This is a genomic window from Vulcanisaeta sp. EB80 (genome assembly GCF_002078205.2).
The window spans coordinates 1-13,181 of sequence record NZ_LCWN02000020.1 but is presented as its reverse complement, the minus strand read 5'-3'; the positions used below and the strand labels follow the sequence as shown (position 1 = coordinate 13,181).

At 46.3% G+C, this 13,181-nt stretch carries 12 protein-coding genes and 2 pseudogenes; 2 read left to right on the top strand and 12 right to left on the bottom strand.

All coding sequences use genetic code 11. The annotated features are described in order from the left end of the window. Positions 1-10: 10 nt before the first annotated feature. The 3 genes from B7L70_RS05180 to B7L70_RS05170 form a co-directional block, all read right to left on the bottom strand. The gene (locus B7L70_RS05180) at positions 11-850 is read right to left on the bottom strand and encodes a sulfite exporter TauE/SafE family protein (RefSeq protein ID WP_081226826.1); all 840 of its coding nucleotides are present in this window, start codon (positions 848-850) and stop codon (positions 11-13) included. A gap of 101 nt (positions 851-951) precedes the next feature. Beyond that, positions 952-3,633, bottom strand: coding sequence for a pyruvate, phosphate dikinase (gene ppdK / locus B7L70_RS05175; RefSeq protein WP_081226825.1), 2,682 nt, complete (start codon positions 3,631-3,633; stop codon positions 952-954). Positions 3,634-3,835: 202 nt separating this feature from the next. After that, positions 3,836-6,031: a sodium-translocating pyrophosphatase gene (locus tag B7L70_RS05170; protein WP_081226824.1), complete on the bottom strand. Its 2,196-nt coding sequence runs from the start codon at positions 6,029-6,031 to the stop codon at positions 3,836-3,838. Between the two features lie 135 nt (positions 6,032-6,166). Between B7L70_RS05170 and B7L70_RS05165 the strand changes: the two genes are divergently transcribed. Further along, positions 6,167-6,829 carry a hypothetical protein gene (locus B7L70_RS05165; RefSeq protein ID WP_081226823.1) on the top strand — a complete coding sequence of 221 codons (663 nt, stop codon included), beginning with the start codon at positions 6,167-6,169 and terminating at the stop codon, positions 6,827-6,829. Between the two features lie 5 nt (positions 6,830-6,834). Here B7L70_RS05165 and B7L70_RS05160 read toward each other — a convergent pair whose 3' ends face one another. The 4 genes and pseudogenes from B7L70_RS05160 to tnpA all read right to left on the bottom strand — a co-directional run bounded on the left by B7L70_RS05160 (position 6,835) and on the right by tnpA (position 9,471). Continuing rightward, positions 6,835-7,473: a 6-hydroxymethylpterin diphosphokinase MptE-like protein gene (locus tag B7L70_RS05160; RefSeq protein WP_369907334.1), complete on the bottom strand. Its 639-nt coding sequence runs from the start codon at positions 7,471-7,473 to the stop codon at positions 6,835-6,837. A gap of 98 nt (positions 7,474-7,571) precedes the next feature. Then, positions 7,572-7,715, bottom strand: a complete 144-nt coding sequence (locus B7L70_RS13335) for a hypothetical protein (protein WP_162009107.1) — start codon at positions 7,713-7,715, stop codon at positions 7,572-7,574. Continuing rightward, on the bottom strand, positions 7,697-9,073 hold the full coding sequence (locus B7L70_RS05155) for an RNA-guided endonuclease TnpB family protein (RefSeq protein ID WP_081226822.1): 1,377 nt from the start codon (positions 9,071-9,073) through the stop codon (positions 7,697-7,699). The genes B7L70_RS13335 and B7L70_RS05155 overlap by 19 nt, the downstream gene beginning before the upstream one ends. After that, positions 9,060-9,471, bottom strand: a pseudogene (tnpA, locus tag B7L70_RS05150) (IS200/IS605 family transposase). Before tnpA ends, B7L70_RS05155 begins: the two are co-directional and overlap by 14 nt. A 301-nt stretch (positions 9,472-9,772) precedes the next feature. On the opposite strand from tnpA, the gene B7L70_RS05145 reads away from it, so the two are divergent. Further along, complete coding sequence (locus tag B7L70_RS05145; RefSeq protein ID WP_081226820.1) at positions 9,773-10,006, top strand: hypothetical protein; 234 nt, start codon at positions 9,773-9,775, stop codon at positions 10,004-10,006. A 573-nt stretch (positions 10,007-10,579) separates the two neighbouring features. On the opposite strand, the gene B7L70_RS05140 is transcribed toward B7L70_RS05145, so the two are convergent. From B7L70_RS05140 to B7L70_RS05125, 5 genes and pseudogenes are all read right to left on the bottom strand, one after another. After that, positions 10,580-10,870: a hypothetical protein gene (locus B7L70_RS05140; protein WP_081226819.1), complete on the bottom strand. Its 291-nt coding sequence runs from the start codon at positions 10,868-10,870 to the stop codon at positions 10,580-10,582. A gap of 242 nt (positions 10,871-11,112) precedes the next feature. Then, complete coding sequence (locus B7L70_RS05135) at positions 11,113-11,490, bottom strand: hypothetical protein (RefSeq protein ID WP_143701545.1); 378 nt, start codon at positions 11,488-11,490, stop codon at positions 11,113-11,115. A 65-nt stretch (positions 11,491-11,555) separates the two neighbouring features. Next, positions 11,556-12,704 (bottom strand): zinc ribbon domain-containing protein, encoded by a 1,149-nt coding sequence (locus B7L70_RS05130; RefSeq protein ID WP_081226817.1) that lies wholly within the window; start codon positions 12,702-12,704, stop codon positions 11,556-11,558. Then, positions 12,676-12,840 (bottom strand): hypothetical protein, encoded by a 165-nt coding sequence (locus B7L70_RS13330; RefSeq protein WP_162009106.1) that lies wholly within the window; start codon positions 12,838-12,840, stop codon positions 12,676-12,678. Before B7L70_RS13330 ends, B7L70_RS05130 begins: the two co-directional genes overlap by 29 nt. Positions 12,841-13,053: 213 nt before the next feature. Continuing rightward, positions 13,054-13,176 (bottom strand): annotated as a pseudogene (locus tag B7L70_RS05125) (winged helix-turn-helix domain-containing protein); the annotation flags it as partial. Positions 13,177-13,181: the final 5 nt, after the last annotated feature.

The following is a 13,181-nucleotide window of genomic DNA, read 5'->3' as shown; positions in this document are numbered from 1 at the left end:
ATTTAACTCGTCACGGCATCACATGGTATATCCTCAGGAGCATGTATATGCCCACCAAAACTATTATTATGCCATAGGCAATACGAAGGGTTCTCCTCGGCGCCTTAACTGCAATGCTCGTACCAGCATACCCACCGGCCACACCACCAATAACATAGAGGATTGCTATGAGTACCAACACCTCGCCATAGAACCAATACTCGGCGCCAGCAGCCACACCAAATGTGCCGACACTAAGGAGGCTTGTGCCTATAGCCCTTGTTATGCAAAGCCCTGCCGAGAACATGAGACTTGGCACTATTAGGAATCCACCACCAATTCCAAAGTAACCACTGACTAAACCCACAATGAAACCGAAGATAGTTACCTTGAGGATTGTCGATAGTGTCAATCTCGGGCATTTCCTAAATGTCTCAAGAACATGGTTAACCTCATTAACCGTACCAGCTTGGGAAGCCTCCCTCCTAATCGCCATGTACACACCAAGCACAATCATCGCTATCGCGAAGTACGTAAGCAAGCTCTTACCTGGCGTTATGTGGCCCAGGTAAGCCCCAAGCAATGACCCGATCAGGCCAACGCCAGCAAATAGGCCGCCGACCTTGGGTGCCACGTTCTTCTTCCTAACGTGCATGTACGAATTTATGTACGCATTTAAACCAACAGCCAATGCCGTGGTCCCTATTGCTATGTGGTCAGCATTGGGTATGGTGTCCAGCCCCACGAAGTAGAGGAATAGGGGTACGGCAAGTATTGAACCACCACCTCCAATGAGCCCAAGTGAGAAGCCCACAAGTACTCCTGAGATCACTGAGAGTACGTATTGAATTATTGATATTTCGATCGCCATACAATTAATGGTCAAGTGAAGGCATTTTTTAAGTACTTTTATGTCATAAAAATGACATTATTTATAATTTTTAGAATTATATATTGCTATTTTATGTGGAATTAGTATATGTGTATCTTCGGAGCCCTACCTAATAACTTCAATGACTCCTGGGCAGCCACGAGTCTCGCTACGGGTACCCTATATGGTGAAGCACTGAAGTAGTTGAGTCCCCTACCAACAGTCCTTGCCAGGATCTTTATTGAGTCAGGGTCACCGCCGTGCTCGCCACAAATACCGATTTCTATGTCTGGCTTCACTCCCCTTGCCAGGTCTATTGCGATTTTCATGAGTTTGGCTACGCCATCCTCATCAATCGTTACGAATGGGTCATAGGGTAAGACTCCAAGCTCCAGGTACTTACTCATGAACTTGTTCTCGACATCATCCCTACTAAAGCTGAATACGGCCTGGGTTAGGTCGTTTGTTCCGAAGCTCATGAAGTCCACAACCTTGGCTATCTTATCCGCTGTTAGGCATGATCTGACGGTCTCCATCATCGTGCCGATCTTATAATTGATCCTATCACCATATGCCTTAAACACCTCCTCGGCTGTGGGCTTTACAACATTGTTTATTATTATCTCCAGCTCCCTAACCTCAGCCACCTGCGGTATCATTATCTGGAGCTCCACATGCTTACCCCTCCTCTTCAACTCGAGGGCTGCCGACAGTATTGCCTTGACCTGGGCAGCATATATCTCTGGGTAGGTAATCCCAACCCTAACACCCCTATGCCCCATCATTGGGTTTGCCTCCATCAAAGCCTTAACCCTCGCCAACAACCTCTCCTTTTCTGGATCCGGCTTTCCAAGTGTTCTAGCCTTCGTGACCTCCGTAACCAATTCCTCGAGGTTTGGTAGGAACTCGTGTAGTGGCGGGTCAAAGAGCCTAACCGTTATTGGGTAACCCTCCATTATCTCGAATATTTCAACGAAGTCCCTCATCATCATCTCGGCAAGTTGGTCGAGTAGTTTCTTCCTCTCGTCTGGGTTGTCGGAGAGTATGACCTTTCTAAATAGGTCGAGCCTGCCCGGCGCCCTGAACATCCTCTCTGTCCTCAATAAGCCAATGCCCTTTGCACCGAATCTACGCGATATGGATGCATCATCAGGCGTGTCCGCATTAGCCCTAATCTCGAAAACCGACACAGAGTCAGCCATGTCTAGGAACTCGAAGAACTCAGGCGGTAGCTTCGGCTCTATTGTTGGCACCTTACCCGCGTAGACATTGCCCGTGAAGCCGTCGATCGTCACCCAATCACCCTCCTTGATGACCACATCACCAACCCTAGCCGTTCTCGTTGAATAATCAATCTGTAGCGCCTCAGCACCAACAACCGCAGGTCTACCTATGGCTCTCGCAACCACAGCTGCATGGCTTGTGGCGCCACCCCTACTGGTCAGCACACCAACGGATGCGTAGAATCCATGAACATCATCCGGCTTTGTCTCCTCCCTAACGAGTATCACCTGCCTACCAGCCTTAGCCCACTCCACAGCCCTATCAGGGTCAAAAACCGCCTGCCCACTCACGGCACCTGGCGATGCAGCTATGCCCTTAGTGAGTGGTTTGCCGGCCTTGGACTCGTCAATTCTTGGGTAGAGCATTTGTAGGATGTACTCGGGCTTAACCCTCATTATTGCCTCCTCCTTCGTTAACATGCCCTCCTTATACATGTCAACACTCGTCTTAACCACAGCCATTGGGTTCATCTTGGCATTCCTCGTCTGTAGGAACCAGAGCTTGCCCTTCTCTATCGTGAACTCCACATCCTGAACCTCCTTCTTCGTCTTCTCAATTAGCTTAACACCCCTATAGAGCTGTTCATAAACCTCCGGCATCTCCTCCTTCAGCTTCTCAACGGGCTTCGGAGTCCTTATACCCGCAACAACATCCTCACCCTGGGCATACGGTAAATACTCGCCGTATAATTTATCCTCGCCCGTTGCTGGATCCCTGGAGAAGACCACGCCAGTTGCTGAGCGCCAGTCCGCATTGCCGAAGACCATGGTGACTATGGCGGTTGCTGTGCAGTCAGCTATGTCTGGTGTTATCTTATTGGCCTCCCTATAGAACCTAGCCCTTGGTGAATTCCAGGACTTAAAGACAGCCTCAATGGAGAGTCTTAATTGTTCCCACGGATCATCAAAGACCTTACCAAACCTCCTAATGTATATTTGCTTGTATATCTCAATGAGTTCCTTAAGCCCCTCAAGCGGTATTTCGGGATCCTCCTTAACACCATACTTCCGCTTAACCTCATCAAGCGGCTTATTGAACTCCTCCTCGGGTATACCAAGCACAATTCTACCAAACATCGCCAGGAACCTCCTATAGGCATCATAGGCACCATGCTCATTATTAATCCTCTTAGCCAAACCATGCACCGTCCTATCATTAAGGCCTACATTAAGTACCGTATCCATCATACCCGGCATTGAAACCGCAGCACCAGACCTGACACTCACGAGGAGTGGGTTCTCTGGATCACCAAGCTTAAGCCCAATCTTCTCCTCAAGGTACTTAATACCTCTGGCAACCTCATCCATTAAACCATCAGGAAGTCTCTCACCGCCATCATAATACTCCCTACATGCCTTCGTTGTTATTATGATACCAGGCGGCACAGGAAGTCCCAACCTAGTCATTAGGACGAGACTTGAGGCTTTACCACCTATCAATTTGACATCATCCGGATCTGCCTCTTCGAAAGTCAATACGTACCTGCCTAGGGAACCCATCAATATTCTAGACCTCTAGTTTTTATAAATTTTACCTTATTAATAATGATTAATACTTTCCCTATTGATTAATAATTAACAATAATTATAAATATGGAATCTCAAAAGTGAGGATATATCGTAGAGTGCTACATAATTATTGTTTTTAAGTAAAACATGATATATGGAATGATTTTGACAATTAATTAATTATTGATTTTGATTACAGTAGTGAAATTATTACGGAGATTATGTGCATTATAAGGGCCGAGGCCGCCGGGTTCATTAGGCTTACCAGGGCTATAGCGGGCGCGAACACTATCGATACCGTATTAACAACCTTAATCAATGGATTGAGTGATGGGCCTGTGGTATCCTTAAATACGTCTCCAACAACATCGCCAGCAACGGCATTCTTATGGGGCTCACTCTTCTTACCAAACCTCTGCCCATTCACTACAATACCGTAAATTTCTATATACTTCTTAGAATTATCCCAGGCAGCGCCAGCATTAGCCATTAGTAAAGCCCTTGGGAACCCGGCGAGGATTGCGCCAAAGATTGTGCCAACGAGCCCAATCCAACCAAGCGCCAGCCCAACCAGTATGGGTACTATGACGGCAGCCAGGCCAGGCGTTAAGAAGCTCTTGAGGGCATGCCTCGTGACTATGTCTATTGCCCTATTGTAATCAGGCTTCTCCTGAGGCCATAACTCAAGGATCTTCTTCTCCCTAAATTGCCTCCTAATCTCCTCAACAAGCTCACCGGCTGCCCTACCCACGGATGCCAAGGTACTACTTGAGAAGAAGTAGACCAGGGCGACTCCAATAAGGGCTCCTATTATTATCCTCGGGTCAATTACCATCAACTCACTAAAGGCCTGTGTTAGCGATATGCCCATCCTCTCCACAACCTCGTATATAAAACCTATGAACAAAATCAGAGCAGCCAAGCCGGCACTGGCTATTGCATAACCCTTCGTGGTCGCCTTGAACGTGTTGCCGATTGCATCCAACGCATCCGTCACCTCCCTAACACCCTCCATACCAGTCATCTCAACGAGACCGTTAGCATTATCACTCACCGGACCGTAGGAATCCAGGGAAATAACAACACCAGCGAGGCTCAGTAAGCCTACCGAGGCTATGGCTGTCCCAAAGATGCCACCCTCAATTCCTGGAGCTATAAACATGGAACCCAGTATGTATGATATTCCCAGGGCACCAACAACCATGAGTATGGTGGGTATAGCACTAAGCAATCCGTAGGAGTAACCTGAAACGATTACGTTTGACGCCGATAATGTAGCCTGTCTCGCAATATTCCTGACAGGTGGGAATGTGTAGTGCGTGAAGTACTCTGTTGCGAATAGCACCACTATGGCTGTTATCATACCCAACAGGTCAGAGATGAATATAGCCACAGCCTCCATGGTTGGGAAGGAGAGGAATGAGTATATGCCAACCAATATCGCAGCCACCACAATGGTAGTATACAATGCAGTGTTTAACTTACCCATGGCAGCGGCAGCGAGATCCTTACCCTTAACCTCACCCCTAACAACCTGAATCCCAATCAGTGTGCTTAGCAGTGTTAAGGTCGCTATGGCTATGGATAACTCGATCAATTTTGAAGAGAGACCGAACACCGCCGCTAGTAGTAATGCGCCGGCTAGTACAACCACGAAACTCTCATACACATCACTTGCCATACCTGCACAGTCACCGACGTTATCGCCGACGTTATCGGCAATGACGCCTGGGTTTCTCGGGTCGTCCTCGGGTATACCGGCCTCTACCTTACCGACAATGTCTGCACCCCAGTCAGCAGCCTTTGTGTATATGCCACCGGCAACCCTTATGAACAGCGATATTAGGCTCGCACCAAAGGCCACCGGTGCGAGGGTCTCCGCCCACAGGGGCGTTTTTAGTATCGGTATCGATGAGTATACCCAGTACAGTACTGCAACAGTAAGCAGGGCTATGCTTGCTAGGGATAGCCCCATCACCGTACCGGCCTTAAATGATGTACTAAGCGCGGCGCCCATGCCATTCCTAGCCATCCACGCCGTCTTGGCTGCGCTCCTTGTTGTCACGTACATGCCCATGTAACCAGCAACGGCACTACCGATGGCGCCTAGGGCGAAAGCCAATGCCGCTAAACCCGCCATTAAACCACTCTGGAATATTAAGTAATAGGTAGCCCATATGGCTATTACAAGTACAACACCCACGGGTAATATCGTCTTATACTCCCTCATTAGGAACGTCTTACCACCCTCAGCAATGAGCATGTTAATTTCTGTCAACTCCTTTTTACCTGGTTTTATCCCTAGTACTGAGACTGCGTTATAACCGGCCAGTGCGAGTCCGACTATTGGTATTACTATGGCTAATAAGAGTAGTTCCAGTGACATCATAGGTCAAGGTGATCCGTGGTTTATAAACATTATTACTCATTTAACCTCTTAAACCCATCCAAAAAGTGCTATGTTTTAGACTAAATGTGCATTTTTAAGTAAGAAATATTAAGCCCTTTCTGAAAAGTAGTATTTGTGTCCAGGGGATTAAGTATTCAACAGGCCGTTAGGATCATTGTTGAGGAGAACCCACTATACGTGACATTGCTCTCCAGCAACCTAGTTAATCTATCAGCGCTGGCTAGGAGCATTAAGCCCCTAGTTGATGTGATGGTTGGTAAGGACACCAAGGTCTTCACAATAGTCAAAGCCCTAGAGAGATTGTCACTGAATTATAAGTTGGTTAATGATTACCCGGACATAGTCAAGGCGCTGGGCACGGCTGAGATAATAACGTACAGTGGCATGGGCGAGGTGGAGATACCACTTACGGAAGAAAATAGGGAGAAGGTGCTGAAGCTTAGGGACCTACTTGCCTCAATGAACACCCACTTCATAGTCCTTAACGACGGCAACAAAATCCACGTAATAGCACCCCTCATGTACATAACTAATGTTTGCAAAGAAAGCAAAATCTCTGAGTATGGCATGGTTAGGATAATGTTTGCCGACAGGGCGCCCGTGGGTATTGTAACATTCCTGGTTCAGGTAATGAAGTCGAACCAAATAACTGCAAAGCATGTCCTGAGGTACGACAACGACATTTATGTTATTGTGGAGAGGGAAAAAACACCGTTATTATTAAACCTACTTGAAAAACTTAGGACAAGCCCCGTGGTTGCCCAAGCGAGTAAGTAGGCTGCTTACTCGTAAAATACCAGGGACACCCTCCTACTTATCCTCTCCAATAACGTCTTCGCTATCTGTAACTTAGCCCTCTTCACCTCATCATCCCTCTTCACAACCCTACCCGGGTTAAACCCATAAATACTAATCTCCCTGGCACCCATGTAGTAGGCTAGGTAAACAGCTCTATCACCATCCGTGAAACCAGGTATCAACACCGAACAACCCCTGGGCCAAACCTGCACGGTAGGTATTAACCTACCGATCCTAGGCGCGTACCTAGTAAATCTGTCTATGTTGTCGCCGTGGGCATGGGCTAGAACTAGGCAATCACAATTAACAACCTCCTCAGGCTCGAAATCCAGGTCGGTAACGACGATCTGCGGCTTCAAACCCCAACCCCTAAGCAACCTAACCGAGTAACCCTCAACAGCAATTATCAAGCCATCACCACTGGGTTTAGTAGTGGCTGGAGGCATCACTATGGACACCGAACCCCAGTCAAAACTCCATAGGTACCTGGGATCTACCGTGCAGTACGCTGGAGCCAACTCAGCGGCTGTGTAATCAGCCGAGAAGTTCAGGCTGGGCAGCGCCGACATATAGAGGGACCTAACAAGGCTCCACTCCAGGGGATCAAAAACTATACTACGCACAACGAACCAAATTGCACCACGATTTAAGTATGTTTTTACCGACGCCCTGCCAGATTCAATTTACCGCTATCATGCTATCATTACTAAAAAGGATAAATTTATTGTGAATGCTTCTTCCTAAATTCATCGAATTTCTTAACGAACTCATCGAATGCCCTCCTTATCTCCTCATCCCAATACTTACCAGTCCACTCATACAACCTCTCACTAATGATGCCCATTACTATGATAATATCCCGCATAGCCTCCTCCCTCCTCTTGCAAGGGCTGAACTGACCTCCTCCCCGTCCTGAAGGGTGGGGGTTCCCTTAGGGCGGTTCATTGGTTTGTGGTTTACCGCCTTCATCCTCATTGCCTCATTGCTGGTGGGTGCGGTCCGCACCCACCCTGCTCTGCTCGTCCAGCGGTAGACCACGGGCTGGGTCTTCAGCCCATTACCCCTATCCCTCACCGTGAGTTGCCCCCTACTCACGGATCCCAGGGACTCGGGGATATGTAGGATGTTCCTTGCACCGTTCAAGTCCGCATTTATGACCTTTCCCATGCGGGGACACTTATAGAGACCACGTTCAACACGCCCACCTTCGTGGGCATCCCCGCATAGGGAGCAGTCCTTCGATGTGTTTGGTTCAGGGACATCAATTACCCTAATTCCCAACTCCTCACCAACCTCCTTGAAGCGCCTGATTGTGTAACCATAATTCCAAAAGTTCACCGTGAGCTTATTCCCGTGGTTCCTAGCAACATCCTTTGGGTAACCAACAACAACCTCACCCACCCCCTTCTCCCTCAACTCCCCCATTATCTTCCTAACCATGCTATTCAAAGCATGCTTCAAGAACCTACTCCTCTTATCATAGAGTAGCCTAAGCCTCCTGCTTGTCCTCTGCCCATGCCTGGCTAGAAGTTTCTGGACGCGGCGTATCTTCTTGCTGTAGTACTCGTATTGGGAGAGGACGCCACCGCCCTTGAATATGTACCATGTGCCATCCTCAACATAGACCGTGGCTAGGTTTACGATCCCCAAATCCACACCAGCCCTCAGGTTGCCCTTGGCTTCGGCTACAACCTCAACCTCCACTGGGATGTGGGCATACCAACTCCTCCTAGCCTCATTGTAAATCACCTCTAACCTACCCTGTCTCCCATGCCACTTGAGTTTCCCTTTAAACCTCAGGGTTAGGTCGAAGTCCCTCAGGTAAATAATCCTCTTATCCTCATCCACCACATAACGGTCATTCCTAATGATGATTACCAACTTGTATTTTCCGTCTTCACCCTTCCAGTAGCCCGGAGGCCTTGGCTTAAACCACTTTGGCAACTTCCCCTCCCTCTTCTCCTTAATTAGGGAGAAGAAACTCCTCCAATCCTCGGCATTCTTCCTAGCAACTTGCTGCGCATTAACCTTCAACACGTGCTTATACTTCTCATACACCTCCTTTTCCGTCTCGGCAAAATCAACCCTTTCCCCTCTCTTAAACTGCTGCATCCTCAACCAGTTAACTTCATTCCAGCACTTAGCCGTAACTACAGCTAGATCCCTCAGCTTCTCATGCATCTCCTTATCCACCACCAACTTAACCACATTAGTCCTTTTCACCCTCTTTCCCCCCACTGCTCTTCAATGTATTTCCTTATGGTCTCACTTGATACATTACCAGCTGTTGACACGAAGTAGCTTCTTGCCCAGAGTTTTCCGTTGGTATATTTCCTTAGTTCTGGGAATTTCTTCAAAACCAGCCTAGCAGACTTCCCCTTGAAGTAGTTTGCTAGGTATGATGGTGAGTATCTGGGTGGGCAGTTTACGAAGAGGTGTATGTGGTCTGGCATTACTTCTAGGGCTATTATTTCACAACCCAATTCCTTAGCAATTGACTTCAAGACCTCTTTAATGTATTCAGCAACTTCCTCAACCAACAAGTCTCTACGGTACTTAGGAATCCACACGAAGTGATAGTTGCATAGATATTTCACATATCTAGTTGACTTATATTCCACAATACTTTAAAGTATTCAGAGTTTTTAAGCATCTACCCCACCCCTAGAAGGGGCGAGGCTTGTAGTTCATTTTGTCAGGGTCTAGGTCGTTGTATTGGTACTCGTGGAGGTCCAACGCCTTATCCGCAACTGTCCAGATTTCCCTATACCCTAACTCAGACAGGTCCAGGGATACGCCCTTAATGGACTTCGTTGGGACTATGTAGCTGTCTCTCCGGAGATGGCGGTTGATCCGCCGTCTCCTTCTCGGCGGTCTCCCTGGAGTCGCTCACCGCAGTGGCTCGCCAACGGTCTAAAGTTAATGTGGGTTAGGGGTGGTGATAGGAAGCATGGGAACTACAACCACAAGGTCATGGTTTTCAGGAGCTCAATCATTGAGAAGATAGCCCTAAAGGCACCACTATACTCGATTAGGGCTGGTTACGTAAGCCCAAAGAGGAACAACAAACTCGAAGGAGCACGACGAACTAATGAGAAAGCATGGACTAGACAGGCACACAGCATCAGCACACCTAACAGCCATAAGAGGACTTAAACACCAATGAACATGAGCAACCGCAAATAAACCTAAAAACCGAAACAGCCCCTCTTAATGTGCATGATGAGTCTACGGGTACCGATTACATGAAGACAGCGGCCTCTACTGACTTAAACTAGTTACGCTTAAACGTGATAATATGCTTGATATATCCCAGGTGCCGAGCATTGCACTTCAGCGCAATGACCATGCTCTACTTATTTAACTTAACCTAAACTAAGACAGGCGGTATTACAGGCATTATGAGAAACGGAGACTCTCAGCCAGTTTCTGTCTTATTTCGTTATATAAGTTTTCTGTAATTTTTCTATCCCTACAGGGTCTATTAAATACTGAGCTACTATATTTTTATTAATTTTTTATTCTTTATTTTACCGCCCACCTTCAGGTAGGCTATATGGTTTCCATTAACGTAAATGTGGACATAGTACATGCCATTTTTTTCTCTCTAGCTTGGTACTAAATCTCTAACTTACTTAGTACTAATAGTGAAAGTTGCTAATTTCTGGTATTCTCTCCTCGTTTTCTATAATATTTATGAACTTTTCTAAAGCTGAGCTAGATAGTATTCTACTTTATATTGGTATATTCTAGCACAAACTCTCTTCTGATCTCCCTGGGAACACTCTTTATTATTAATTCTGGTATGTCACTAAAATAATGTAAGAATTGCCTTAAATTTAGACTTAAATTTAGAGTTGATATTCCTTTTTCCTCAATCTTTTTATTAATCTCTCTCGCTAAACCCTTGTACATGGGTAGAATTTTTACCTTAATTAAATTTTTAATGTCATCTTCAAAGTATTTAAAGGCCAATGGATATTGTGTCCTATCTGGGATTACATATTCATCACTAATCATTTTCCTTATAACGCGAAACTATTCTTTGGCTTCTTCAATTTCATGTTGTGTTAGGTGATTTTCATACTCGTATTTTCTTATGGTTATATGGCATTTGGGACACCCAACATTGTTTAACTCATCTGGCTTATACTTTCTCAGTAAGCCTTCTGCTACTCTTTTTAGATATTCAATATAGCCATCAATCCATGAAGAGACATTTTCAACACAGCTAATTAGCTCATCTTTTTCGCAAAGCAGCTCTAAATTATAATCAACTGGGACAATATCGGAGTAGAAGGAAAGGTTGGCTTTTTATAATCATAGGTTGCATCGATTAATTCGTCATAGGCGTCATCTAGTTCAGGATCATCAATTATCCTTTCAACAATAGTTGGAGGAAAATCGTTTATGTTAAGATAAACCGTAACCTCATCAACCTCATCTAAATCCAAATCTAACGCGCTAATTATTGCGGTTCCCCACTCATACTCCTTCTGATAACATATAGTTGATTCATAAAAGGGTATTTCGTGAAATCTACCATAATCATCATAATATTCCCTTATAATGCAATTAATTTCCTCAAATCCCTTCTCCATCAGTAAAGAAGCTATTTGATCCTCAACATAGACCCCCATCTTCACCCCCATGAGAAACAAGGAAAGTTATTAAAAAACTCCGCTAGGATAAACCAGTGAGGCATCTACCGTCTCTCCAGAGGCGGCGGGTTGTTCTTACCATCTCCTTCTTGATGGCTTTTTATTGCCCAGTGTATGGGTATTTTGTCTCTTGGTGCTTTGAATCCGCAGTTCGTGCAAGCCATGGTTCTGTCCGGTAATTGGGTTAGTTCGTGTTGGCACACTGGGCATATTGTGCTTGGTAGTCTCTTGAACTCGTACGGTACGCCGTACCACCGTAACTGAGTGATTAACAGCTTAACGAACCTCCTCGTCTCGGCCAGGTAAACCTTCCTCAAGCCCCTTGGTATCTTCTCCTCGATTAACTCCCTCCTCGACTCCTCAATCATGTCGTCAATGATGACGAGGGCTTTGTGCCTAAGGGCCTTCCTAACAAGCCTATGCACGAGCTTTTGGGCATAATCCCTCAACTTCGCATAAATTTTCCTCCGAACCTTCTTTATATTTCGCCAAAGTCTCCTACCCTCCACTGTCCTGTGGAGACCAAGCCTCTTCAACCTACCATACTCCCTACTTAACCTCATGGAGAGGTCGTAGAGACCATCAATCTCACTAAGGTTTGGTCTTTCAGGCTTCCACTTAACGAGCCTGCCATCCCTAATTAAGCCCCACGTAATGCCATTATTCCAGGCATTGACGTCAATCGCGAGCATGTAATTACTCGGCTGGTAAGGCTCAACAACACGCTCAGCGACCAAGGCTAAGTACGGCTCATCATTTTCAAGCCCAATCATTGCATACTTGATGTCACCGCCCTCGTTTACTCGCTCAATAACCCACCTAGGCATTGGGACCTCAACAACATACCTATGTTCATTTCTGCAGACCTGACGTAATCTAATGACGTCATCCTCAAAGTCCAGAGCCACTGGTGCACCCTTATCACCCTTCATGGAGCCGTCTTGGTAAATCCTTAGTGTCTTCAACGGGACCCACGTCTCAGCAAACCACCTCTTCGGTGTGGTTCCAAAAACTAGACTATCCTTGAAGTCCCTGAAATCATAAAGCTGGTGCTGAATAGTTCTGGGCATGTTCGGCACCCAAACTTCATAACCTCTATAGGCTAGATTAGCTAAAGCCATCAACCGCTTGACGTAATCAACATCACACTTATCCCTAGGCAGTTTAATGAGTACCGCCCTCCTCGCAGTCATCAACAATCACCAAAACCCTGACCTTCCTACCTTGCAAGTCCTTAATCTTGGCTTGGTAGTCCTTACTAACGTATATACCCACATCCCTCCCAGTCACCTTCGTTACACTCCCCTCAACATAGACTACACAATCCACGAAAAACCATCCGAACTAACTTTATAAACCTTTCGGTAAAGAAAAGCTTAAAACTCGGATAAAATAGGATTAATTAGCCCCGTGGCGCGAGGAAACCGTGAGCGCACGGGATCCCGGCCCCGTGGGAGACTGACCAATGATGCCCCAAGAATGGGGGAATACCCGACAAAGGATGAAAAGTGATTAGGGACGCAGACATGAGGGGAACGGGGCATCCATCTTGTCTATGTAATTCCACACAAACCTATACGACATACCCAACCTCCTCGCCGCACCACTTATTGAACCAGTCTCATCAATAGCCTTAAGAATATCATAACCACCAGGACCAATCAAATGAA

Bases quoted from the DNA above. Each gene is read 5' to 3' on its own strand.
- B7L70_RS05180 (WP_081226826.1), bottom strand. From the start codon at position 850: ATGGCGATCGAAATATCAATAATTCAATACGTACTCTCAGTGATCTCA.
- ppdK (WP_081226825.1), bottom strand. From the start codon at position 3,633: ATGGGTTCCCTAGGCAGGTACGTATTGACTTTCGAAGAGGCAGATCCG.
- B7L70_RS05170 (WP_081226824.1), bottom strand. From the start codon at position 6,031: ATGATGTCACTGGAACTACTCTTATTAGCCATAGTAATACCAATAGTC.
- B7L70_RS13335 (WP_162009107.1), bottom strand. From the start codon at position 7,715: ATGCGGGATATTATCATAGTAATGGGCATCATTAGTGAGAGGTTGTAT.
- B7L70_RS05145 (WP_081226820.1), top strand. From the start codon at position 9,773: ATGTGGGTTAGGGGTGGTGATAGGAAGCATGGGAACTACAACCACAAG.
- B7L70_RS05140 (WP_081226819.1), bottom strand. From the start codon at position 10,870: ATGATTAGTGATGAATATGTAATCCCAGATAGGACACAATATCCATTG.
- B7L70_RS05135 (WP_143701545.1), bottom strand. From the start codon at position 11,490: ATGGGGGTCTATGTTGAGGATCAAATAGCTTCTTTACTGATGGAGAAG.
- B7L70_RS05130 (WP_081226817.1), bottom strand. From the start codon at position 12,704: ATGACTGCGAGGAGGGCGGTACTCATTAAACTGCCTAGGGATAAGTGT.